The 23,265-nt window shown below is 59.7% G+C and carries 17 protein-coding genes; 7 read left to right on the top strand and 10 right to left on the bottom strand.

Annotated elements, in window-relative coordinates; genetic code table 11:
- On the bottom strand, positions 1 to 1,194 hold the full coding sequence (locus tag ACPW75_RS08420) for an MdtL family multidrug efflux MFS transporter (RefSeq protein WP_077097017.1): 1,194 nt from the start codon (positions 1,192 to 1,194) through the stop codon (positions 1 to 3).
- A gap of 186 nt (positions 1,195 to 1,380) precedes the next feature.
- Here ACPW75_RS08420 and ACPW75_RS08415 point away from each other — a divergent pair, with 186 nt between their 5' ends.
- Positions 1,381 to 1,962 carry a Maf family protein gene (locus ACPW75_RS08415; RefSeq protein ID WP_179101470.1) on the top strand — a complete coding sequence of 194 codons (582 nt, stop codon included), beginning with the start codon at positions 1,381 to 1,383 and terminating at the stop codon, positions 1,960 to 1,962.
- Between the two features lie 77 nt (positions 1,963 to 2,039).
- Here ACPW75_RS08415 and ACPW75_RS08410 read toward each other — a convergent pair whose 3' ends face one another.
- Both ACPW75_RS08410 and rluC read right to left on the bottom strand, forming a co-directional pair.
- Positions 2,040 to 2,687 carry an HAD family hydrolase gene (locus tag ACPW75_RS08410; RefSeq protein WP_077097021.1) on the bottom strand — a complete coding sequence of 216 codons (648 nt, stop codon included), beginning with the start codon at positions 2,685 to 2,687 and terminating at the stop codon, positions 2,040 to 2,042.
- Positions 2,687 to 3,631, bottom strand: coding sequence for a 23S rRNA pseudouridine(955/2504/2580) synthase RluC (gene rluC / locus ACPW75_RS08405; RefSeq protein ID WP_201356046.1), 945 nt, complete (start codon positions 3,629 to 3,631; stop codon positions 2,687 to 2,689). The genes ACPW75_RS08410 and rluC overlap by 1 nt, the downstream gene beginning before the upstream one ends.
- Positions 3,632 to 4,042: 411 nt before the next feature.
- Here rluC and rne point away from each other — a divergent pair, with 411 nt between their 5' ends.
- Positions 4,043 to 7,174, top strand: a complete 3,132-nt coding sequence (gene rne / locus ACPW75_RS08400; protein WP_077097023.1) for a ribonuclease E — start codon at positions 4,043 to 4,045, stop codon at positions 7,172 to 7,174.
- A gap of 823 nt (positions 7,175 to 7,997) precedes the next feature.
- Here the strand turns inward: rne and ACPW75_RS08395 are convergent.
- From ACPW75_RS08395 to apbC, 4 genes are all read right to left on the bottom strand, one after another.
- Positions 7,998 to 9,467: an inorganic phosphate transporter gene (locus ACPW75_RS08395; protein WP_011706094.1), complete on the bottom strand. Its 1,470-nt coding sequence runs from the start codon at positions 9,465 to 9,467 to the stop codon at positions 7,998 to 8,000.
- Between the two features lie 407 nt (positions 9,468 to 9,874).
- A complete protein-coding gene (dcd, locus tag ACPW75_RS08390) occupies positions 9,875 to 10,456 on the bottom strand; it encodes a dCTP deaminase (protein WP_011706092.1) in 582 nt (193 codons plus the stop codon).
- Between the two features lie 63 nt (positions 10,457 to 10,519).
- Positions 10,520 to 11,164: a uridine kinase gene (gene udk, locus ACPW75_RS08385; RefSeq protein WP_011706091.1), complete on the bottom strand. Its 645-nt coding sequence runs from the start codon at positions 11,162 to 11,164 to the stop codon at positions 10,520 to 10,522.
- Positions 11,165 to 11,273: 109 nt separating this feature from the next.
- Positions 11,274 to 12,356 carry an iron-sulfur cluster carrier protein ApbC gene (apbC, locus tag ACPW75_RS08380; RefSeq protein ID WP_190284302.1) on the bottom strand — a complete coding sequence of 361 codons (1,083 nt, stop codon included), beginning with the start codon at positions 12,354 to 12,356 and terminating at the stop codon, positions 11,274 to 11,276.
- Between the two features lie 186 nt (positions 12,357 to 12,542).
- Here apbC and metG point away from each other — a divergent pair, with 186 nt between their 5' ends.
- Together metG and ACPW75_RS08370 are read left to right on the top strand one after the other, a co-directional pair.
- Positions 12,543 to 14,576 (top strand): methionine--tRNA ligase, encoded by a 2,034-nt coding sequence (gene metG, locus ACPW75_RS08375; protein ID WP_077097027.1) that lies wholly within the window; start codon positions 12,543 to 12,545, stop codon positions 14,574 to 14,576.
- A gap of 208 nt (positions 14,577 to 14,784) precedes the next feature.
- Positions 14,785 to 15,420, top strand: a complete 636-nt coding sequence (locus ACPW75_RS08370; RefSeq protein WP_010633965.1) for a glutathione S-transferase family protein — start codon at positions 14,785 to 14,787, stop codon at positions 15,418 to 15,420.
- An 84-nt stretch (positions 15,421 to 15,504) separates the two neighbouring features.
- On the opposite strand, the gene ACPW75_RS08365 is transcribed toward ACPW75_RS08370, so the two are convergent.
- Positions 15,505 to 15,777: an acylphosphatase gene (locus ACPW75_RS08365; RefSeq protein ID WP_043162739.1), complete on the bottom strand. Its 273-nt coding sequence runs from the start codon at positions 15,775 to 15,777 to the stop codon at positions 15,505 to 15,507.
- A gap of 85 nt (positions 15,778 to 15,862) precedes the next feature.
- Between ACPW75_RS08365 and ACPW75_RS08360 the strand changes: the two genes are divergently transcribed.
- Positions 15,863 to 17,293 (top strand): methyl-accepting chemotaxis protein, encoded by a 1,431-nt coding sequence (locus ACPW75_RS08360; protein ID WP_077097029.1) that lies wholly within the window; start codon positions 15,863 to 15,865, stop codon positions 17,291 to 17,293.
- A gap of 158 nt (positions 17,294 to 17,451) precedes the next feature.
- Here the strand turns inward: ACPW75_RS08360 and ACPW75_RS08355 are convergent, their stop codons facing one another.
- Complete coding sequence (locus ACPW75_RS08355; protein ID WP_077097030.1) at positions 17,452 to 18,966, bottom strand: flagellin; 1,515 nt, start codon at positions 18,964 to 18,966, stop codon at positions 17,452 to 17,454.
- A gap of 347 nt (positions 18,967 to 19,313) precedes the next feature.
- Between ACPW75_RS08355 and ACPW75_RS08350 the strand changes: the two genes are divergently transcribed.
- A complete protein-coding gene (locus tag ACPW75_RS08350; protein WP_049049566.1) occupies positions 19,314 to 20,507 on the top strand; it encodes a class I SAM-dependent methyltransferase in 1,194 nt (397 codons plus the stop codon).
- A 492-nt stretch (positions 20,508 to 20,999) separates the two neighbouring features.
- Here the strand turns inward: ACPW75_RS08350 and ACPW75_RS08345 are convergent, their stop codons facing one another.
- Complete coding sequence (locus ACPW75_RS08345; RefSeq protein WP_077095442.1) at positions 21,000 to 21,644, bottom strand: glutathione S-transferase family protein; 645 nt, start codon at positions 21,642 to 21,644, stop codon at positions 21,000 to 21,002.
- 259 nt (positions 21,645 to 21,903) lie between these two features.
- Here ACPW75_RS08345 and ACPW75_RS08340 point away from each other — a divergent pair, with 259 nt between their 5' ends.
- On the top strand, positions 21,904 to 23,088 hold the full coding sequence (locus ACPW75_RS08340; RefSeq protein WP_077095443.1) for an acyltransferase family protein: 1,185 nt from the start codon (positions 21,904 to 21,906) through the stop codon (positions 23,086 to 23,088).
- Positions 23,089 to 23,265: the final 177 nt, after the last annotated feature.

Raw genomic sequence — 23,265 nt, 5'->3', positions numbered from 1 at the left:
TCAGGGATTCTCCATGACCGGGGCGCCATGGGCGGGGCTGTCGAAGGCCGGCCCCAGGGCGCGAAAGAGCAGATAGAGTAACACGGCGCCGAGCAGGGCACAGGCAAGCAGCGTGCTGGGTGCAAAGCCAAGCCACCCCATCAGCCAGATATAGCCGGCGCTCACGGTTATCTGGGCAAGACAGAGGGTGGCGCTGGCGAGCGCTATCTGATGACGGCAACTGGCCAGCGCCTCGCCCATGGCGATGCCGAAGCTCGCAGAAAAACCGATGCAGGTGAAGGCAAAGCCCGCCAGCAGCAGCCACAGGCCCCAGGAGCTCTCAAGATGAGAGGCCAGGATCAGCAGCAGTGCCAACCCCAACCCACCGTGGGCCAGCTCGAGCAGGCTGTGCTTGTGGAGCCGACGCAGCAACAAGGGGGCGAAGAAGGAGGTGATCATGCTGATCATCGCCATGATCATCATGATGCGGGCATACTCTGCGGTTGCCAGCCCCCTCTGGGTCATCAGGATCATGGGTGAAGTGCTGACGTAGGTCAGAATGCAGGTCATGCCGGCACTGCTCAACGCGCACATCCAGAGGAACTGCGGCACTCGCAAGAAGGCAAAGCGGGCTACTGACGCACGCGAGGATGGCTCAGAGTGCAGCGGCAGACTCTCTTTCAGCCCCAGCAGGTTGATCAGCAGCACCACGCCACCGAGCAGCGCCATGGCCTGAAAGATGGCAGGCCATGGGAAGCCGGTCAGGATGAGATAGCCGAGCAGTGGCGCCAGCACGGGGATCACGCAGATGACCCCATTGATGGCCGACAGCACGGCCGCCAGCCGGGCCGGTGGCAACACGTCTCGCAGCACGGTAAAGGTCATGATGTAGAGTGCGCCGGCCCCTGCCCCCTGACCCACCCGTGCCAGCAGAAACTGCGCTGTGTCGTCGGCGCTGCCGGCCAGTAGCGACGCCAGCATAAACAAGCCGGCCCCGCTCAGGATCACCGGCCTGCGGCCGTGGCGATCCGCCAGCAAGCCGGCCAGCGGGACGGTCGCGGCCATGCCGAGCAGATAGAGGGAAAACGCGGTGTGCAGCTGAGCCTCGCTGGCCTGAAGGCTGGCGCCTATGTTGGGCAACGCCACCAGATAGAGATCGATCCCCACCGGGTAGAGCTTGATCATCAAAAAACAGCAGAGTATGTAACGGCCCATGGTGACTCCTCAGCGAATGGGTAGCATCGACGGGGCACTATAACGTCAGGCCGGATGAATAAGCCGATAGCGGTGTTTTCCAATCTCGACATGCTGGAAAAGAGAATGGCGGCGACATTTGCCCTCGCCGCACGGTGGCGATACCATCCACGCCTGCCCGTTTCTGAACCTGGATACCTGATTGCCATGTCACGTCCCCTGATCCTCGCTTCCACCTCCCGTTACCGCAAAGCCCTGCTGGAAAAGCTGGGCCTCCCCTTTGAGTGCGCCGCGCCAAATGTTGATGAATCTGTGCAGCCTGGTGAGGATGCACTGACGCTGGTGGCACGGCTGGCCCATGCCAAGGCCCGTGCCATCGCCGACCAGCATGATCAGGGGCTGATCATCGGCTCGGATCAGGTGTGCGTCTGCGATGGCCGGATCCTGGGCAAGCCGGGAACGGTCGAGCGAGCGGTGGCCCAGCTGATGGCGGCCCAGGGGCGCAGCGCCACCTTTTATACCGGCCTGTGCGTGCTGGACACCGCGTCTGGCCGCGCCGAACAGCTGATAGAACCCTTCACCGTTCACTTTCGCCAGCTGGGTGAGGCGGCCATTCGCCGCTATGTAGAAGCTGAACAGCCCCTCGACTGTGCCGGCAGCTTCAAGTGTGAAGGCATGGGGATCGTGCTGTTCAAGGCCTTGGAAGGCCGCGATCCCAATGCGCTGATCGGCCTGCCGCTGATCGGCCTGATCGAGCTGCTGGCCCGCCACGGTATTGCCCTGCCCTGATGGGAGCGGCATGCCAGCCACGAAAAACGGGAGCCAAGGCTCCCGTTTTTCGTTTATTCATCTGTCATATCGCAAGGCTAATCCAGCAACCGCTGGAGCTCCGCCATGGTATCGACCACCGCCAGCGGATGGTGGGCCAGCAAGCGCGCACGGTCGTGCACGCCCCAGCTAACCCCGATCCGCGGCATGGCCAGCGCCTCGGCCATCGCCATGTCGTGGATGGAATCGCCGATCATCACCGCCTGGTGCGGGGCAATGCCCAGCTCATCCAGAATTTGCGTCAGCATCAGGGGATCGGGCTTTGAGTTGGCCTCGTCCGCCCCGCGCGTGGCAACAAAGAGCGGCCGCAACCCGGTTTCATCCAGTACCCTGTCCAATCCACGCCGGGACTTGCCGGTGGCGACCGCCAGGGCCACGCCTTGTTCATGCCAATGCTGCAACAGCTCCCTTGTACCGGCAAACAACGGGCTGGGTGTGCTGTCATGCACGTAATGGTGGCGATAACGGGCGATCAGGGCGTTGGCTCGTTCACTCCCCTGCTCCAGGGAAAACAGCCGGGGGATACCGACCTCCAGACTGAGACCGATGATCTGGTGCGTCTCGACGGCGGTGGGCACGGGCTCACCACAGTCGCACGCCGCGTGCGCCACACAGGCAACAATCCGGCCCACCGAGTCCATCAGGGTACCGTCCCAGTCGAAGATGGCGAGCCGGATGGTCTGCATCAGCGGGCCAACTTGTTCAGGAAGTCGTCGAGTTCGGGGGCCAGCGGTGCTTCCACCTGCATCTCGCGACCATCGGCCGGATGGATGAAGCTCAGCTTCCAGGCATGCAAAAACAGTCGTTTCAGCCCCTGACTGCGCATTTTATCGTCAAATGCGGCTTCTCCATACTTGTCATCACAGGCGATGGGGTGACCCGCATGCTGGGTATGCACCCGGATCTGATGGGTACGACCGGTGATCGGGCTGCACTCCACCAGGGTGGCCTCGGCAAACTGACGGGCAATCCGGAAACGCGTTTCCGAGGGCTTGCCATCGCTACTGACCCGCACTACCCGCTCGCCGGATTGCAGGTCATTTTTACGCAGCGGTGCATTGACCACCTTGACGTGAGGCTGCCACTGGCCACGCACCAGCGCCAGGTACTGCTTGCGCATGGTTTTGACCCGCAGCTGTTCATGCAGGCTGCGCAGGGCGCTGCGCTTCTTGGCAACCAGCAGTACGCCGGAGGTGTCGCGATCGAGCCGATGCACCAGTTCGAGGAAACGGGCTTCCGGGCGCAGGGCGCGCAGCCCTTCAATCACGCCAAAGCTAAGGCCGCTGCCGCCGTGTACCGCCATGCCGGACGGCTTGTTCAGCACTATCATGGCGTCATCTTCAAACAGGATCTGGCTCTCCAGACGCTGGATGCTGCCAAGATTGGCCGAGGGCAGTTCGTTCTTTTCGGCAACCCGCACGGGGGGGACCCGTACCTCGTCGCCAGTGCAGAGTTTGTATTCCGGTTTGATGCGCTTTTTGTTGACGCGCACTTCCCCTTTGCGAAGGATGCGATAGATCAGGCTCTTGGGGACGCCCTTTAGCTGAGTCTTGAGAAAATTGTCGATGCGCTGCCCTTCATGCTCAGCTTCGATGGTGAGCAGCTGCACTTGTTGATGTATCTGTGTCATGGCGCGGATTTTAACACTGCCGGCGGCCCTTGGCTGCATGCTTTGTTGAAAAATGGCGCCTTGCTATAAAAGTGGTTTAAATGGGATAATAAACAAGGTTTTGTCATTGTGTTCAAGCCTTGTACTAAGTGGCCAAAATTTATGCCACCCAATCCCGAAACACCGTGTATACAAGAACATGACGGTTCCCGGGTGCGAGGTACAGCGCATGGAGAACGCAAACAGAACCGCTAATTTGTCTCCACACCGGTATCCTTTTCATGCCTTCTCGAGAAGGCTGGACCAGAGTGCCCTTAGTTTGCGCCTCATGCATACCCCAACCGGGAGGTTGCCCCAGTATGCTGAAGACCCGAGGCCGGCGCCGGCAGGATCCTGTGGAGGAAATCAAAATGACAAAATAACGAGAACTCAATGAAAAGAATGCTAATCAACGCGACTCAGGAAGAAGAGTTGCGCGTAGCGCTGGTTGACGGACAACAGCTCTACGATCTGGATATTGAAAGTCCGGGACACGAGCAGAAAAAAGCGAACATTTACAAGGGCAAAATCACCCGCGTAGAACCCAGTCTTGAAGCTGCTTTTGTCGACTATGGCGCCGAGCGCCACGGTTTCCTGCCGTTAAAGGAAATCGCCCGCAATTACTTCCCCTCCGGTTACTCCTATCAGGGTCGTCCCAACATCAAAGAAGTGGTCCGCGAAGGCCAGGAAGTGATCGTCCAGATCGACAAGGAAGAGCGTGGCACCAAGGGTGCAGCCCTCACTACCTTTATCAGTCTGGCCGGCAGCTACCTGGTACTGATGCCGAACAATCCTCGCGCCGGCGGTATCTCCCGCCGTATCGAAGGTGATGAACGGACTGAACTGAAAGAAGCCCTGAGCGGCCTGACCGTGCCGGACGGCATGGGTCTCATCGTGCGTACCGCCGGTGTGGGCAAATCCCCGGAAGAGCTGGAGTGGGATCTGAACGTTCTGCTCAACCACTGGGATTCCATCCACAAGGCGTCACAGAGCCGCTCTGCACCAGTGCTGATCCATCAGGAAAGCAACGTCATCGTGCGTGCAATCCGTGACTACCTGCGTCGCGATGTCGGCGAGATCCTGATCGACAACCCGGTCATCTTCGAGCGTGCCAAAGCGCATATCGAGCTGGTTCGTCCCGATTTCCTCAATCGCGTGAAGCTGTACAAGGGTGAAGTTGCCCTGTTCAACCACTTCCAGATCGAGAGCCAGATCGAGTCGGCCTTCCAGCGTGAAGTGCGTCTGCCCTCCGGCGGCAGCATCGTCATCGATCCGACCGAAGCACTGACCTCCATCGATATCAACTCCTCCCGCGCCACCAAGGGCGGCGATATCGAAGAGACTGCGCTGCAAACCAACCTGGAAGCGGCCGACGAAATTGCCCGTCAATTGCGCCTGCGCGACCTGGGTGGTCTGATCGTCATCGACTTCATCGACATGACCCCGGTTCGTCATCAGCGCGAAGTGGAAAACCGTCTGCGTGAAGCGGTGCATCAGGATCGTGCCCGCATCCAGCTGGGCCGGATCTCCCGTTTCGGTCTGCTGGAGATGTCTCGCCAGCGTCTGCGTCCCTCCCTCAACGAGTCCAGCAGCCATATCTGCCCTCGTTGCCAGGGCCAGGGGGTGATCCGTGACAACGAATCACTGGCGCTGTCCATCCTGCGTCTCATCGAAGAAGAGGCCATGAAGGACAACACCGAGCAGGTTCACGGTCAGGTGCCGGTCGATGTTGCCGCCTATCTGCTCAACGAGAAGCGTGCCTCCATCGCCAGCCTGGAACAGCGCAATGATGTGCGTGTCTACATCATTCCGAACCAGCATCTGGAAACCCCGCACTACGAAGTGACCCGCATCCGTCAGAACGAGATCCCGGAAGCGGCCAGCTACGAGCTGAAAACCGAGATTGCCAAGCCGGTCTACCAGCCGAAGCAGGCTCAGGTGATCGAGCGCGAACAACCGCTGCTGCAAGGTTTTGTCCAGGCGCCCCAGCCGGCTCCCGCCGCGCCGGCCCCGGTCGTGGCTCCTGCTGCACCGGCCGCGCCCGAAGCTGGTCTGTTTGGCAAACTGTTCAAGGCCATCTCCGGCTTATTCGGTTCCGACACCGCCCCTGCCGACGTGAAGGCTCCTGCCGACAAACCGGCAGCCCAGCGCGAAGCACGCAAGGATGAGGGTCATCGTCATCAACGCGATGAAACCCGCAGCCGTGGTCAGCGTGGTCGTCGTGATGACAACCGTGGTAACCGCAGCCCTGCCGATACCGCAGAGAAGCGGGAAGCGGGTGCCAACCGTGAAGGTGGTGAAAGCCGCAACCGTCGTCCCCGCAAAGAGCGTGAGCCGCGTCAGGAGCGTGAAGCCCGTGGCGAAGTGCGTGAACAGCGCATGGAACGTGAACCTCGCGAGGCTCGTGAGCCACGTCAGGAACGCGAACCCCGCGCACCGCGCCCGGCTCGTGAACCCCGCGCTCCGCGTGAACCTCGCGCCGAAGTGGTCGTTGACGCGGTAGAAACCGTCGATACCACCATGGTCAACGACGAGCCGCGTTTGGAAAAAGAGCAGAAAGTGGCTGAGCGTCGCGAACGTCGTCAACTGCGCAAGCAGATCCGGGTCGATGCCCCGGTCAGCGACGTTGCCGCCCTGCCCGCCGATGCTCCGGTTGTTGCCGAAGAGACCACCGACGCAGTAGAGCAACACGATGAGCAGGCCGAAGGCCAGCGTCGTTCCCGTCGTACGCCGCGCAATCAGCGTATCGAAGGCCAACGTCGCAAGCGCATCAATGAAGATGCCCGCAGCCAGCGTGAAGATGAAGAACAGTCTGCCGAAGGCGCTACCCCTACCCTGACTGCAGCTGCCCAGGCAGATGCCGCCCAGGTGAAAGTGGAAGAGCCGGCAGTTCCTGTCATCACCATCCCCAGTGCTGAAGCGGTTGCCGCCGCCCTGCAGGCCTCTGCTGCGCTGACTGAGCATGTCGTGCCTGAAGCAGTTGTGGCCGAGGCTCACGAGCAGGCTGAAGTCGTGGCCACAGAGCCAGTGGTAACCGAAGCGGTAGTTGCTGAAGAAGCCCAGGTAGCGGTTGTCAACGAGCCAGTGGTTGCAGAAGTTGCTGCCCCGGTCATTGCGGAAGCCGTTGCTGTCGAGGCTCCGGCCATCGAGACTGCCGTGGTTGAAGCGGCACCTGCTGCACCAGCAGTTGAAGAAGCGGCTCCGGCAGTGGTTGTAGCCGAGGTTGCCCCTCTGGTAGTTGAACAGCCAGCTCCGGTCGCTGAGCCTGTCATCGCTGACGAAGCTCCGGTAGCAGCTGCCGTAGCAGCCCCTGTGACCAAGCAAGTCAAACGTGGTGGTGGCCTGCTGGCCGGTGCCCGCAAGGCCTCTGCGCCAATGGCAACTCCGGCTGCTGCCCCTGCCCTGCCGGTACGCGAGCCGGTTGATCATGCGCCGCTGGTGCGCAGTGAAGTGGCAAGCTCAGGTCGCCATGGCGGCAGCACCGCTGCCGTGAACGTTGCAACCAGCCCGGCCGGTCGTCCTTGATGACTCGCTAGTCTGACAAAAAGAGCCACACATTGTGTGGCTCTTTTTTTATGTGCGTGCGGCATAGCACCGTCAGCTCGTCTCGGTTACCAGTCCTTTTACTACTCCGCTACCTACTAGCACTTAGAGCCACAAGCTTCTCCCATCATATTGAATAACCACAGCCATTGACTCGCTGCGGTTCAATCCACACTCCTTGTTTTGTCTTCCTGCTGCTGCGACTGTATAGCTCCTTGCTTTGGCAGAGTGGATAAGATAAGAGCCGGCACAGATACAAATATCGAGCTGTATAGACATCCTTCACGACACTGGCGCGCATGAACTGAATGGCCACAAGCCTGCCACCCATCTCGAAGTCAGCTTGGTGTGCGTATGCTTCTATCAATCGACACCGGTTGTCCATTCGACCATCCATCCTCTCGGCACTCCAGACGTACTGCTGACCAATGCAGGCAAAGACCTCTCCTCCACCGCCGCCAACACAGCTAATCCCATCTGCTAATTTAGGCCGTCATGTGCCATGAGATGACAGGCACCGACCTTAGCCGAACAACTCCATGGCCCTCGCATCTCCCTAGCAGGGGCAGAACCGCAAAAGACGCCCAATCGGCCACTGCCCTCTATTTTGAATACATGTGATGGGTGGGGATGATCTTAGTGGGTGAGAGAAGTAATTGATTGGATTGAAAAAATAGTTTGATGGCATATAGGAGATGGTCAAATTGGAAAAACGGCTGGCGGGAGCTTGGCATCACATATCCGTTTTGAGGCCATGAAAAAAGGGCCACAAGGGCCCTTTCTCAATATGCTTTGGTATCTGCTATTAGCTGAACAGATGATGGCTGATCAGGAACAGACCACCAGAGAGCAGCATGGTCAGCGGCAGGGTCAGCACCCAGGCCATCAGGATGGTCTTGATGGTCTGGCTCTGCAGGCCCGACTTGTTGGCCACCATGGTCCCCGCTACTGCAGAGGAGAGGATATGAGTGGTCGATACCGGCATCCCGGTCAAGCTGGCCACGCCGATGGAGGCGGCAGCGGTGATCTGGGCGGCAATCCCCTGGCTGTAGGTCATGCCGGAGGAGCCAATCTTCTCGCCTACGGTGTAGACGATACGACGCCAGCCCACCATGGTGCCACAGCCCAGCGCCAGCGCGATGGAGACGATGACCCAGGTCGGTGCATATTCGGCAGTGGCCGTCAGATCCTTGCGCCATTTGGCAAGGTCGGTCAGCTCTTTGGCCGGCAGCGGCAGCTTGGACACCTTGCGAGCGGTATCGTCGATACACAGCAGCAGACGGCGCACTTCACGGCGGTCGGTCAGGTCCATCTCTTCATAGGTCCGCACCTGGGCAAGACGATTGTCCAGCGTGGCCATGGCCTGCAGAGCACCATCGGCAGCACAGTGGGTCATCAACTCTTCCTGGGCCTGGGCAGGCACACTGAAGTTCACTACTTTGGAAACCTGCTCATGGTTGCGCTGATAGATCTCCATGATGCGCTGATTGGCATCTTGGGTGCGATCCAGATCATAGGAGCGGCTGTTCATGTCCAGTGCGAAATAGGCAGGAGCCATGCAGATCAGCACCAGCATCACCAGACCGATGCCCTTCTGGCCATCGTTGGAACCGTGCACAAAGCTCACGCCCATGGCAGATGCCACCAGAGTGAGACGCGCCCAGAACGGCGGATGCTTCTTGCCGTCCACCAGCAGACGCTCTTCCGGGGTCTTGTGGATCTTGCTGCCCTGCCATACGCGTTTCATGGCGAACAGCAGCAATGCGGCGATGATGAAACCGACGGTGGGAGAGATGATGAGGGAAAGCATGATGTCGATGGCTTTCGCGACGTTGATGCCTTCCTGCAGCGGTTGATGGCTGATCCAGGCATAGGCGCCGCCTACCCCCAGAATGGAGCCGATCAGCGTGTGTGAGCTGGAGGCCGGGATCCCGAAGAACCAGGTACCCAAATTCCACACGATAGCGGAGAACAGCAGGGAGAACACCATGATCAGACCCTGAGTGGAGTCCATCCCCAGCAGCAGATCGATGGGCAGCAGGTGGACAATGGCATAAGCCACCCCCAGACCACCCATCATGACCCCGGCAAAGTTGAACAGACCGGAGGCCACTACTGCCATGTGTGCCGGCATCGCCTTGGTATAGATAACCGTTGCTACCGCGTTGGCGGTATCGTGAAAGCCGTTGATGAATTCATAGGCCAACACAAAAAAAACGGCCAATACCAAACCGATTGACCACCACAAACCCAAACCACTAAACATTTCAAACATAAAAAACGAACCTGTTTATGAGTTGCGGCGGATTATGCCAGAAGGCTGGTAACGCCATACCCGTTGTTGAAATATTTCAGTAAGAAAAAAAAAGAGCATTCCGTCAGCAAATAGCTTAGAGCCAGTCACCATGCGGCTTGTCCTTGATTAATTAAACAGACCTTGCCTGACAAAAACAGTTCCCAAATGGGAACAATTCATCATCAGTATGCCGCAAAAATCACTCTCACCGACTTAGGCTCCGTCAATTTTCGACCGACCGCATCGCCCTGTTTGTACAAATGGCAGGCAAGATCACTCCCTCGCCCTGCCCTCTTCGCCACATCAATCTGCCGAAGCAAATGGAGAAGGGCGCCACCGGCGCCCTCTTTTAACACATTGCCGACGGCTCGACTGTCGATCCGATCTCAGTCCTGATTGATGCGACTGGCCACCGCACCCTGCTGGCTCTTGTACTTGGCGTTTTCCCGTTTGTTGTAGGGACGCGCCGCCACACCGGAGAGCATCTCGAAGTTCAGCGCACCGATCTTCATCTTGGGGCGCAGCGCCAACGGCAGCTTGCCGCCGTTGTAGAACTCCAGCACGATGCGGCCGGACCAGCCCGGATCGATGCGGTGCGCGGTCACGTGCACCATCAGCCCAAGGCGGGCCAGGGACGAGCGGCCATCCAGCCAGCCCACGATGTCGGCCGGCAGGGTGACCGATTCATAGGTCACCGCCAGGGCCAGCTGGCCAGGGTGCAGATAGAAGGCTTCGCCATCCGGCACATGGATTTCATCGCTCATCACCCGATCGATGGCGTCGGCCATTTCGCTGCTGGGGCCGCTCAGATCGATATAGGGGGCGGTGTGATCGCGAAACACCCGAAACTCGTTGCCCAGCAGCACGTCGACGCTGACGCCGCTGATCCGTTCAATACCGGGTCTGGGCTCAATGACGATCTTGCCTTCATCCAGATGACGTTCGATATCGGTATCACAAAGACGCATTGGGCGACTCTCCTGACAAATTGTTCATTTAAAAAAGCCGGGCATCACCCGGCTTGATATATCTCAACCAATCAACATGTGGCGAATACGCGCCTTGAGCATGTCAATGGCGATGCGGTTCTTGCCGCCACGGGGGACGATCACGTCCGCATACTGCTTGGAAGGCTCGATAAACTGCAGGAACATGGGACGCACCGTCTTCTGGTACTGCTTGAGCACGGAATCCATGGTCCGGCCACGCTCCTGCACGTCGCGCACCAGGCGGCGCAGCAGGCAGATGTCGAGCGGGGTATCCATGAAGATGGAGGCATCCATCAGATCCCGCAAGCGGCTGTCGGTCAGCAGCAAGATCCCTTCCAGAATGATCACCCGGCGCGGTGCGAACGGGGTCACTTCACTCATGCGGGTATGTTCGGTATAGGAGTATTGGGGAATATTGACCGCATCACCTTGCACCAGCTGGCTCAGATGCTGGACCAGCAGATCGTGATCCAGCGCGTTGGGGTGGTCATAGTTGGTTTTGACCCGCTCTTCCATGGTCAGGTGGGTCTGATCGCGGTAGTAGCAATCTTCGGTGATCACGCCAATCTGACCGGCTCCCAGCTCGGCCACCAGCTCTTCATAGATGGTTTGGGCTATAAGACTCTTGCCGGAAGCGGATGCACCAGCAATACCGATGATCACACACGAATGTTGAGTATCAGACATTGAAAATACCTAAAGAGAAGAGCAGTGGGGATGGTTTAAACCGATCCATTATATAAAAAAGGGTGAGCCATGCCCACCCTCAAATCCACCCCAGGCGGTCGACCGCCGATTATTCATCCAGCGCCATGGCATAGAGGGGGGTCGCAATCGGTTTACCGCTGAAATAGAGTTCAGCCCCCACCCGACGGGCCAGTTTCAGATAGGCCTCTGCCAGCTCCCCGGTCGGGGCGCCGAACACGGTCGGACAGCCATCGTCCATGTGCTGGCGGATGTCGATGTGCAGCGGCAGCTGGCCAAGCAGCGCCACTTGGTACTGCTCAGCCATCTTCTGGCCGCCACCAGTACCGAATAGCGGCTCATGATGACCACAGGCGCTGCAGACGTGGTAACTCATGTTCTCGATGATGCCGAGCACCGGTACGCTGACCTTGTTGAACATGGCCAGTCCCTTGCGGGCATCTGCCAGCGCCACGTCCTGCGGCGTGGTGACGATCACCGCCGCCGTGGTCGGCACCTGCTGGGCCAGGGTCAGCTGGATGTCGCCGGTACCCGGCGGCATGTCCACCACCAGATAGTCCACTTCACCCCAGCGGGTCTCGTGGAGGATCTGGGCCAGCGCCTTGCTCGCCATGGGCCCACGCCAGATGGTGGCATCCTGCTCGGCCACCAGATAGCCGATGCTGTTGCTCTTGAGGCCGCAGGCCATCACCGGCTCCATCAGCTTGCCGTCATGGCTGACGGGGCGCTCCTTCAAGGTCCCGGTCATGGTCGGAATGGAGGGGCCATAGATGTCCGCATCCAGAATGGCGACCCGCGCCCCCTCCTTTTGCAGCGCCAGCGCCAGGTTGACGGCAGTGGTGGACTTGCCCACCCCGCCCTTGCCGGAGGCGACCACGATGATGTTGCGAATGCCCTGCACCGCCGCCAGCCCTTGCGCTCGCGGCAGGCTGGCGACCTCGACTTCGCCCACCCAGTCGATACGGGTGGCGCCGGTGGCGCTGCACAGACGAGCATCGAACTCCTGCTTGATCTGCTCAAACAGGGAGTGGCCTGCAAAGGGCAGCACCAGCTTGATGGTCAGCGTCGAGCCCTGTTTGTCGATGCTGCGCACGAAGCCGGCAGCCACCAGATCCTTGCCCCAGCCAGTTGGCTTAAATTCGGCGAGGATCTGTTTTACTGAATCAATCACCATTAACTCCTCATTATCTTGTCTTTATCTTGAGGTGAACGGTTACCGCACACAAATCAGTGGCTTGCCTGCTGGTCGGCCAGCGTGCGCCGGCAGAGCGGACGAGCCACAACCCTAGGCAGGCTACCCCCAATTCGGGTAACATGCACGGCACTCTATCATCCCAACAAGCACATCAAGAACGACTATATGGCAACTGATCCTCGTACAATGCTGGTAACCTGCGCCCTTCCCTATGCCAATGGCTCCATCCATCTTGGCCACATGCTGGAACACATCCAGGCCGATATCTGGGTTCGTTATCAGCGAATGCGCGGTCACCAGGTGCACTTTGTCTGTGCCGACGATGCCCACGGCACCCCGATCATGCTCAAGGCCCAACAGCTGGGGATCACCCCGGAAGAGATGATCGCGGCCGTCTCCAAGGAGCACCAGGCCGACTTCGCCGGGTTCAACATCAGTTTTGACAACTATCACTCCACCCACAGCGACGAGAACCGCGAGCTGGCGGAGCTGATCTACGCCCGTCTGCAAGCCGGCGGCAAGATCAAGAGCCGCACCATCTCCCAGCTGTTCGATCCGGAAAAGTCCATGTTCCTGCCGGACCGCTTCGTCAAAGGCACCTGTCCCAAGTGCAAGTCCCCGGAGCAGTATGGCGACAACTGTGACAGCTGCGGCGCGACCTACAGCCCGACCGAGCTGATTGATCCGAAATCCGCCGTCTCCGGCGCCACCCCGGTGATGAAGGACTCCGAACACTTCTTCTTCGATCTGCCGCAGTTTGAAAAATGGCTGGCAGAGTGGGTACGCGGCTCCGGCGCCATCCAGGAAGAGATGGCCAACAAGATGCAGGAGTGGTTCGAAAGCGGCCTGCAGCAGTGGGACATCACCCGTGACGCCCCCTACTTCGGGTTCGAAATTCCCGGCGCCCCGGGCAAGTACTTCTACGTCTGGCTGGATGCCCCCATCGGCTACATGGCGTCGTTCAAGAACCTGTGCAACAAGCGCGGCGACATCGATTTCGACAGCTACTGGAAAGCGGACTCCGAGGCCGAGCTCTATCACTTCATCGGCAAGGACATCGCCTACTTCCACTGCCTGTTCTGGCCGTCCATGCTGGAAGGCGCCGGTTTCCGCAAGCCGACCAAGGTCAATGTGCACGGCTACGTGACCGTCAACGGTGCCAAGATGTCCAAGTCCAAGGGCACCTTCATCAAGGCTTCCACCTATCTCAATCACCTGGATCCGGAGTGCCTGCGTTACTACTACGCCGCCAAGCTCAACAGCCGCATCGACGATCTGGACTTGAACCTCGATGACTTCGTCGCCCGCGTCAACGCCGACGTGGTCAACAAGCTGGTCAACCTGGCGTCGCGCAACGCCGGTTTCATCGCCAAGCGTTTCGACGGCAAGCTGGCCGCCACCTGCGCCGAGCCCGAGCTCTACGCCGAGTTCGCCAACGCCCGCACAGCCATCGCCGAGGCCTACGAGAGCCGCGAGTTCAGCCGCGCCATCCGCGAGATCATGGCGCTGGCCGACAAGGCCAACCGCTACGTGGATGACAAGGCTCCCTGGGTCATCGCCAAGCAGGAAGGCGCTGATGCCGAGCTGCAGGCGGTCTGCTCCGTCGGCATCAACCTGTTCCGGGTGCTGATGGCCTACCTCAAGCCGGTGATGCCGCTCTTGGCCGAGCGCGCCGAAGCCTTCCTGGGGGAAACCCTCAGCTGGGACGGTGTCGCCCAGCCGCTAACCAACCATCAGCTGGCCCCGTTCAAGGCGCTGTTCTCCCGTATCGAACCGGCCAAAATCGAAGCCATGATCGACGCGTCCAAGGAAGATCTGGCCAAAGAGCAGGCACCGAAAGCGAGCGGCCCGCTGGTAGACGATCCCATCAGCGAAACCATCAGCTACGACGACTTCGCCAAGATTGACCTGCGCGTTGCGCTGATCAAGAAGGCCGAAGCAGTACCGGAAGCGGACAAACTGCTCAAGCTGCAGCTGGATATCGGCGGTGAGACCCGCCAGGTGTTTGCCGGCATCAAGTCCGCCTACAACCCGGAAGATCTGGAAGGCAAGCTGACCGTGATGGTGGCCAACCTGGCCCCGCGCAAGATGCGCTTCGGCATGTCCGAAGGCATGGTGCTGGCGGCAGGCCCGGGCGGCAAGGATCTCTGGATCCTGGAGCCGCAGGACGGCGCCCAGCCCGGCATGCGCGTCAAGTAAGCGCAGCCCGGTCATCAAGCAATCAAGGGAGGCCTGCGGCCTCCCTTTTATTTTTCCCTCTTCGCCCCCTTCCCTCTCTCCTCTCCCCACTAAACGCCCTGGGTTGTGGACGCGCTCCCCCTTTCGGTGCTTGTTGCACCTGGGTAATTTGCCTAGACTGGCGATTCACTTCGGGCCCATGGCCCCCTTCATCAGGCAAGGAGCAAGCATGATCACCTTATATGGCACCCCCGTCAGCCGGGCCCTGCGCGTATCCTGGTTACTGGAAGAGCTGGACGTGGCATGGCAGTTCCAGTTTCTCGACTTCGCCAAGGGCGAGAACCGCAGCGACTGGTTTCTGACCCTCAACCCGAGCGGCAAGATGCCGGTGCTCAAGGACGGGGAGTTCGTGCTGACCGAATCCGCCGCCATCATGCAGTACCTGGCCGAGGTGTATGGCCCGAACTGGCTGCCGGCCAGAGGGACCCAGGCCTCGGCGCTGCACGCCCAGTGGGTCAGTTTCATCACCTGCGAGCTGGAGCAGCCGCTGTGGACCATCGGCAAGCACCGCTTCGCTCTGCCCGAGGCCCAGCGCCTGCCGGCCATCTTCCCCACCGCCAAGTGGGAGTTCGACAAGGCGGCGGCCATCGCCGAATCCTGGGTACCCGAGCAGGGTTACCTACTGGGTGAGCAGGTAACCATCGCCGATCTGCTGCTGGCCCATACCCTGATGTGGGCCACCCGCTTCGAGCAGACCATTCCCCCCAAGCTGGCGGCCTATCGGGATCGTCTGGCCAAACGCCCCGCTCTGCAGGCGGTGCTGGCCAAGACCCAGGCCATCGCCGATGCCGCCCAGGCTGGCTGACTCAAGAGTGCCATCGATGCAAACGGGAGCCTGTGTGGCTCCCGTTTTTCATGGCTGTTCGGCGTCATTGGCGTGGCAAGGCGCTCAATTGGTATGAAAGCCGTTCCCCTTGGGCGGTGGCGCCGCTTCATACTCCATCCGGGTCACCTCGGCGGTGCGCGGCCCGCGCTCCAGCCAACCCAGCATCATTTGCACGCTCTGCTCCGGCCCGCAGATGAGGATCTCCACCGAGCCATCTTCCAGGTTGTAGGCGTGGCCCCGCAGCCCCAGTTGCAGCGCCCGCTCCCGGGTGAAGTAACGAAACCCCACCCCCTGAACCAGACCCCACACTCGCACGACAAACGATTGCTCTCCCATTTCTCACACCTTCCCCTTAAGAAATTTCCCCCCAAGGCGATAATGAGCGCGACACTCTCATCCCCTTGCAGGACGCAATACCATTATGAAAGAAGTAAAGTTTCGGTGGGTTGACCGTTATCTCATTCACCTCACGATCAGCGAAAAATTTCTCATCACCTTCTGGTGCCCGCTGCTGTTCATTGCCTTTCTCAGCTGGTATCTGCTGGCCGACGGCCATCAGCAACAGATGCAGCTGCGCCTGGATCAGCTCAAGCAGCGGGTCGAACTCAGCGCCCAGCTCTCAAGCCAGCACGCCGGTCTCACCCTGCCGGCAGAGCTCACCTTGAGTCCGACCGGCAGCACAGGGTTAACCCGGCAGGGCGACATCTATCGATACGGTGCCAGCGCCGGTCAGGCCGGGATCGTCACCGGCACCCTGGATGCCTCCCGCTACTCCATGTGGGATGGTCAGGGCACCACGCTCACCATCATCGCCGTGCTGGCTGCCCTGCTGGCCCTGGTCACCCACTACCTGATGACCTTTGTCTCCGGTGCGCTCTACTCCACCAACAAGGCATTGCAGACCGTGGCGGATGGCGATCTCACCTTCCGCCTCAACTTCTTCCCGGTACGGGACGAGTTCTCCATTCTGGCGGGCAGCATCGACAGGTTTACCGACCGCCAGCACAAGATAGTGCAACTGGTGGAAGAGTCCGCCGAGGCGCTCACCCTGGCCGCCGACGAGTTTCGCGATCACGCCAGCGAGGGTGAGAGCATGGCCCGCTCCCAGCGCCAGCACATGGACTCCCTGGCCGCCGCCATGGAGCAGATGTCTGCCGCCATCCGTGAAGTGGCCCGCAACGCCAACGACACCCTGCAGCAGACCCGCCAGTCGAGCGAAGAGGCGGCCAACGGCGCCGCCCGGGTATCTCGCACCATCGCCGCCATCCGCACCCTGGCCGACGAGATCGGCAACGCCTCCGGCGCGGTGGAACGGCTGACCCACAACGCCAATCGCATCAACGAAGTGGTCAACGTCATCAATGCCATCTCCCAGCAGACCAACCTGCTGGCCCTCAATGCCGCCATCGAGGCAGCCCGCGCCGGCGAGCAGGGCCGCGGCTTCGCGGTGGTGGCCGACGAGGTACGCACCCTCGCCAGCCGTACCCAGCAGGCCACGGTGGAGATCCAGCAGATGATCGAAGAGCTGCAGGCCGGCACCGGCGCGCTGAACGACATCATGGAGAAAACCGTAGGTCGCGCCGCCAGCAGCCAGGCCTTGATCAGCGAAGTGGGGCTTGATATCGACAAACTCAGCAACCACAGCGATGCGGTGCTGGAGATGAGCACCCAGATCGCCACCTCCAGCGAGCAGCAGAGTTCGGTGGCCGAGGAGATCACCCGCAATCTGGATCAGGTGCGCCACGAAGCGGGCCAGGTGGAAGAGTCCGCCAGCGCCTCGGTGGCCGGCACCGCCGGCCTCAAGGCCACCGCCACCGAGCTGGCGCAGGCATTGAAAGGGCTAAAAATCTAACGTACCGCCCAAACAGCAGAGGCCATCCATGGGACGGCCTCCGTTGTTTCAGCATCAATTCACAATCTGAATATCATGACTTCACAATCATCTGCCAAGGGAGAAATCCCTTTGTTGAACTCATGGCACTGCAGAGTGCCATGAGTTCAACTTGTTGCTCATGACTGCAGCAGACTAAGTGCCATATTGGGCCGACTATTGGCCTGACTTAATATGGATGAGCTAGCCTGCTGCAAGATCTGGGTACGAACCAGACGCGCCGACTCACTCGCCATATCGGCATCACGGATCCGTGAACGGGCAGCACTGAGGTTCTCATTGGCATTGGCAAGATTGCGCACCCGTGCATCCAGCGCATTGGCCTGCGCGCCCAGTCTCGCACGCTGCACTCCCAGCTGTTTCATTCCCACATCCAGCGTCTTGATCGCTCTGCTGGCATTGTCATTATTCAGAACATCAATGTTATCAACGGTGTATTTCTTCTTGTCCGCTTGATAGAAGCCCAGCGCATTCAAGCTAGCCCCTTGCATATCGATGTTAGAGTACTTGTCGCCTGATGAATGCAGCTCCATCTGACCGATATACGTCGTGGGGGTAACATCAGGCAACAGAGCGCTCAAAGAGGAGTTGCTGCTCACTGGAGGCGCCGGTGGAGCGGGCTGCGGTGGGGCTGTTGTGCCATTGGCCAGCGCCAGGCTGTTGCCCTGAGCGCTATGCATGGTCAAAGCATTGCTGGCGGGATTGCTGTTGTTGGAGGCACTCACATAAAAACCCAGACCTGCCGCTTGAGCAGTACTGTTGATGCGTTGAACCACGGTTGCCATGATGGCACTATTTTTCGCTGTCGGATTGACCGGATCCCATCCAGTCATGTCAATGCCGGTGGTCAAGTCCACAGAGTGGCCCGCCACATCGATATAGGATGGCAATGCGGATAAATCGACTGCAGAAGCGACTGAAAAAGGCAGTTGTTGTGCTTTTACCGGCCCCTCATTATTGGGGAAAGTGGTGCCATTGATATCTGCCACGAATGCTTCCAGGGTGGAATAATCTTTGTCAAAGGTCACGCCATTGAGAGTCACTGGTTGAGATGAAAGTTTGAGATCAGCAATGTCATATGCCCCCGGCTTGATGCCTGCCGGACTGCGCGCTTGCCACTCCATCTCTCCCAAATTTTTGGTCTGGGCATTGAGATCGGTAATGACGGTATTCTGTCCTGCATAAGCACCAACCGAAAAAATGCCTTTGTAGCTCCCCACCAGCAGATCCTGTCCGGCAAACCGGGTGCCTGTGGCAATCCGGTCCATCTCCAACTGCAGTTGCTTGAATTCAGCATTCAAGGCCGCGCGATCCTCTGCCGTATTGGCACCGCTTCCCGACTGAAGAGCCAAGGTGCGCATGCGCTGCATCAGGTTTACCGACTCATCGAGTGCACCATCGGCCACATTGATGACCGAGATCCCATCATTGGCATTGCGGATCGCCGTGTTGGTTCCGTTCACTTCACTGGTAAGACGATTGCTGATCTGCAAGCCGGCTGCATCATCGGCGGCACTGTTGATACGCAGTCCGGATGACAGTCGTCGATATACAGAGTCCAGCGTATTTGCTGACTGACCAAGATGGCGAGACGCATTGAGGGCAGAAACATTGGTGGCAATAGAAAGTGACATGGACAGCTCGATGCAAGGAAAGATTCAAAATAGCCCCCACTCTATCGACATCACCAAATGGCTCTTTAGAGGAAATCTCACAAAATAAAGATAAAAATACCAATATGGATATATTTTGCGCATCAAGAAACGATTATTGAACATAAATTAAGCACCTCAAACCACAGCCACTGAAATAAGCAGTCTGCAACACCAACAAGAAATCTCCTCAAACTGCGCATATCCTGCATCCAACCATTGTCCAACGGCAAAGATGAGTCATTCGTCATATACCAGCAAAGACTGGCTTAGCCGCCCTATTGCCCTTAGAATGTGGCCCCTTTTCTTTTGACCATCTGGCAACCCCCATGAGCGCTTCCATCTATCTCGTCAAAGGCCGCGAAAAATCCCTGCTGCGTCGCCACCCCTGGATCTTCTCCAAGGGGATCGAGCGGGTACAGGGCAACCCCATCGATGGCGATACCGTCGAGATCTACACCCAGGATGGCAAGTGGCTCGCCCGCGGTGCCTGGTCCGGCAGCTCCCAGATCCGTGCCCGGGTCTGGACCTTCGACAAAGAGGAAACCGTCGATCTCGACTTCTTCATCCGTCGCCTCAAATACGCCCAGGAGTCCCGCGACGGGCTCATCAAGCGTCAGGGCCTCACCGGCTATCGCCTCTGCGCCGCCGAATCCGACGGCCTGCCGGGTCTGACCATCGACCGCTACGCCGACTTTCTGGTGTGCCAAATTCTCTCCGCCGGTGCCGAGTTCCAGCGCGAGTTGATCACCCAAGCACTGCGTACCCTCTACCCCGAGTGCAGCATCTATGAGCGCTCCGACGTGGCGGTACGCAAGAAGGAAGGGCTGAAAGAGCGTACCGGCGTCATCTATGGCGAAACCCCGACCGAGCCGGTGGTGATCGAGGAGAATGGCGGCGTCAAGATCCTGGTAGACATCCGCAACGGCCACAAGACCGGTTTCTATCTGGATCAACGGGACAACCGCCAGGCTGCCGCCAAGTACACCGAAGGCAAGCGGGTGCTCAACTGCTTCTGCTACACCGGTGGTTTTGGCGTCTACGCCCTCAAGGGCGGCGCCAAGGAAGTGGTCAACGTCGATCTCTCCCAGAACGCGCTGGATATCGCCCGCCAGAACGCCGAACTGAACGGGCTGGATACCAGCAACACCCAGTTCGTCCGTCACGACGTGTTCAAGCTGCTGCGTGAATACCGCGAGAAGGGCGAAAAGTTCGACGTCATCGTGCTGGATCCGCCCAAGTTTGCCGAGAGCAAGGCCCAGCTGCTGGGCGCCTGCCGCGGCTACAAGGACATCAACATGCTGGCGTTCCAGCTGCTGGCGCCGGGTGGCGTGCTCTTGACCTACTCCTGCTCCGGCCTGATGGAGCAGAGCCTGTTCCAGAAAATCGTCGCCGATGCGGCGCTCGATGCTGGCCGCGACGCCCAGATCCTGGAGCTCCTGTCCCAGGCATCCGATCACCCCATAGGTACCGCCTATCCGGAAGGCTTCTACCTCAAGGGGCTGGTGGTGCGCGCCCGCTAAGCCGGGCAGACCAGCGCTGCCCCCCTGTCCCCGGCTCCAGATCCGGGCCAGGACTGGGTTCGGCAAGCCATCAAAAAGCCCGCGCTCAAAGCGGGCTTTTTTTATGCGGCCGCCAAAGAGATAACCTCGCCCTCACCCTGACTCTGACTCTGCCACCAGCAGCGATGGGTGCCCCCAACAATCCTCTTCGACTGACTGCAGCCATCCTCAACCTGGAATTGCCGCATCGTTAGCCAGATTCTCATCTCTCTTTCACCCCAGACATGGCATACACAGCCCACCAGCACGGACATTCCCGGTATTTTTATGCAAAAACATGAAGTATTACGCATCAATATTCAAAATTTCTCGGGGAAATATCGGCCATAAATGCATACTCACTCAATCGAATGAATACTGCTGTTTTTCCCCTGCGGTTGATCCCGTCATGCCCCTGTCCGCCTCGCACATTACCCGCGGCGGCAATATTCCGCCCGGCACAAACCATCCCGCTCAGTCACGCGCCGGCGCACCCAGCGGGAAGTAGTGTCGAAATGGCCTGGCCTCCTCCACTACCCGCACGATGGAGGGATGGCTGAGCAGCCGGGCGCGATAGGCACGCAGGCGACCATAGCCAGCGGGGATCTCGTGGGCCCAGTCGGCGTAGAAGAGCGAGGGGGCGGCGGCGCAATCGGCCAGCGTGAAGTCTGCACCGGCAATCCAGTGGCGTCCTTCGAGCCGCTGATCGAGCCAGGGGTAGATCTGATCGAGCAGCTCGCGGGCCTCCGCTACGCCATAACGGTCGCGATCCGCGACCGGGCGCAGCGCATCCAGCACCACTTTTTGCATCGGCGTCATTACATAATTATCGAAGACGCGATCCAGCATATGCACCTCCAGACCCGCATCACCAGGCGGGATCAGGCAGACGGGGCCCGGGTGGTGCGCCTGCAGATGGGCGACGATGGTGCTGCTCTCGAGAATGCAGCGACCGTCATCCAGCAACACGGGGAAGCGCTTGAGTGGCCAGAGGGCGGCAAGTTCGGCGTTGGCCGTCGGCTCTTCGAGATTCAGGTACTCGAACGGGGTGGCATTCTCGTAGAGGGCGATCAGCACCTTCTGGCTGTAGGATGAGAAAGGATGGGCATAGAGTTTCATTAGGACAATCCTCGCACGCTGATGGATGACTTCCCTAGTCTAGATCCCCTCTTCACCTTCGCTGCAGCGCTGATCCCTTGCTGGTTTTTGGATGATAAATGCGCATTCATGACGAAAATCACACCCGTATGGCTCTCTTTTAGGTAGGGTGATCCCGCCTGTGGCCGCCAAGCCAGGGCAGCCGACTCATCAGGGTTGATGAGCGGCACCACAACAAAAATCGATGTCAGGCCAAGCTGAACATCACAAGGATCCCGTCATGAATCAATCATTGCCGCTGTTGACGCCGCTGCGGGGCATCGCTGCCCTGATGGTGGTACTGTTCCACGCCCGCTTGCTGCTCTTTCCCCAGTGGATGGAGTCGATCGCCGGCCACACCCAACTCATCGAGAACGGCTACCTCTGGGTCGATCTGTTCTTTATTTTGAGCGGGCTGGTGCTGGCCCATGTCTACGGGGAAGCCTTCGCCCGCTCGCCCCGCACCATAAGTTATGGCCGCTTCCTCTGGCTGCGGCTGACCCGGGTTTATCCCCTCTATCTGGCGACCCTGCTGCTGCTGCTGGGCTGGGAGCTCTACAAGGCCCACCATGAGATTGGCTTCTACGCCGGCCCCCTGTTCAAGATGTGGGAGTGGGAAGGGATGCCTCCTTTCGGCTCGCCCTTTACCCCGGCCGAGGCGCTGCCAAGCAGCCTGTTGCTGCTGCAGGTGGTGACCGATCACGGGTTGACCTGGAACTTCGCCGCCTGGTCGCTCAGCGTGGAGTGGATTAGCTATCTGCTGTTTCCGCTGCTCATTCCGCTCGCCGTCACCCGCAGCCGCTGGAGCAACCTCGCCCCCTTGCTGGCCCTGACGGTGCTGGCCTTTATCGTGCACAGTCGCGGTACCCTGGATGTCACCAGCGGGGCGCTGGCCATCGGGCGCGGGGTGGGTGAATTCGTGCTCGGCCTCTGGCTGCTGCCGAAGGTCAAGGCCGCCCAGCAGTGGCCCATGATGCAGCGGGATCTGCCGCTGCTGCTCGCCTTTCTGCTCCCCTTCGCGCTGATGCAGTTCACCATGACGCCGCAGCTGACCCTGCTGCTGATCAGCGCCTACGTGTTGCTGATCTGGATTGCCGCCTGCCAGGGCGATCGCCAGAGCCCGCTGCTGCGCCTCCTGGATAACCGCTTCACCAACTGGCTGGGGGATCTCTCCTACTCCATCTACCTGCTGCACGCGCTGGTGCTGCTCACCGGCTGCGAGCTTGTCCACTATCTGGCGCCAGGGCTCACCGCGTGGTGGTACGCCCAGACCAACCCCTTGCTGGGTGTGCTGGCCACGTTGTTGATGCTGGCGGTGCTGATCGGGCTCTCGTCCCTCAGCTACACCCTGCTGGAGCGGCCGCTGCAACGGCGCCTGCGCCGGCTCGGCAAGGCTCGCCAGCCGGTGATGGAGCAAGCCGGCTAAGTTCCCCACCAAAAGATGGCCCCGATGGCAGCATGGCTCGCCTTTGGGGCTACGCCGGGGGAGAGCCTTGTCAGCGTCATGGCGAGGGCGGCTCCCCTCATCTAAACCCGCCAATTCCCTGCGCTTTGTGTGAATTCCAGTTCGAACCAGAGTGGCCATTTGTGGCATAATGGCCCG

The sequence above is a fragment of the Aeromonas sp. FL131 genome, from assembly GCF_049860615.1.
Lineage (GTDB): Bacteria > Pseudomonadota > Gammaproteobacteria > Enterobacterales > Aeromonadaceae > Aeromonas > Aeromonas hydrophila.
This window is presented reverse-complemented; position numbering and strand designations above follow the sequence as displayed.

Excerpts from the sequence above, each read along its gene's own strand:
- ACPW75_RS08420 (WP_077097017.1), bottom strand. The coding sequence starts at position 1,194 with ATGGGCCGTTACATACTCTGCTGTTTTTTGATGATCAAGCTCTACCCG.
- ACPW75_RS08415 (WP_179101470.1), top strand. The coding sequence starts at position 1,381 with ATGTCACGTCCCCTGATCCTCGCTTCCACCTCCCGTTACCGCAAAGCC.
- ACPW75_RS08410 (WP_077097021.1), bottom strand. The coding sequence starts at position 2,687 with ATGCAGACCATCCGGCTCGCCATCTTCGACTGGGACGGTACCCTGATG.
- rluC (WP_201356046.1), bottom strand. The coding sequence starts at position 3,631 with ATGACACAGATACATCAACAAGTGCAGCTGCTCACCATCGAAGCTGAG.
- rne (WP_077097023.1), top strand. The coding sequence starts at position 4,043 with ATGAAAAGAATGCTAATCAACGCGACTCAGGAAGAAGAGTTGCGCGTA.
- ACPW75_RS08395 (WP_011706094.1), bottom strand. The coding sequence starts at position 9,467 with ATGTTTGAAATGTTTAGTGGTTTGGGTTTGTGGTGGTCAATCGGTTTG.
- dcd (WP_011706092.1), bottom strand. The coding sequence starts at position 10,456 with ATGCGTCTTTGTGATACCGATATCGAACGTCATCTGGATGAAGGCAAG.
- udk (WP_011706091.1), bottom strand. The coding sequence starts at position 11,164 with ATGTCTGATACTCAACATTCGTGTGTGATCATCGGTATTGCTGGTGCA.
- apbC (WP_190284302.1), bottom strand. The coding sequence starts at position 12,356 with ATGGTGATTGATTCAGTAAAACAGATCCTCGCCGAATTTAAGCCAACT.
- metG (WP_077097027.1), top strand. The coding sequence starts at position 12,543 with ATGGCAACTGATCCTCGTACAATGCTGGTAACCTGCGCCCTTCCCTAT.
- ACPW75_RS08370 (WP_010633965.1), top strand. The coding sequence starts at position 14,785 with ATGATCACCTTATATGGCACCCCCGTCAGCCGGGCCCTGCGCGTATCC.
- ACPW75_RS08365 (WP_043162739.1), bottom strand. The coding sequence starts at position 15,777 with ATGGGAGAGCAATCGTTTGTCGTGCGAGTGTGGGGTCTGGTTCAGGGG.
- ACPW75_RS08360 (WP_077097029.1), top strand. The coding sequence starts at position 15,863 with ATGAAAGAAGTAAAGTTTCGGTGGGTTGACCGTTATCTCATTCACCTC.
- ACPW75_RS08355 (WP_077097030.1), bottom strand. The coding sequence starts at position 18,966 with ATGTCACTTTCTATTGCCACCAATGTTTCTGCCCTCAATGCGTCTCGC.
- ACPW75_RS08350 (WP_049049566.1), top strand. The coding sequence starts at position 19,314 with ATGAGCGCTTCCATCTATCTCGTCAAAGGCCGCGAAAAATCCCTGCTG.
- ACPW75_RS08345 (WP_077095442.1), bottom strand. The coding sequence starts at position 21,644 with ATGAAACTCTATGCCCATCCTTTCTCATCCTACAGCCAGAAGGTGCTG.
- ACPW75_RS08340 (WP_077095443.1), top strand. The coding sequence starts at position 21,904 with ATGAATCAATCATTGCCGCTGTTGACGCCGCTGCGGGGCATCGCTGCC.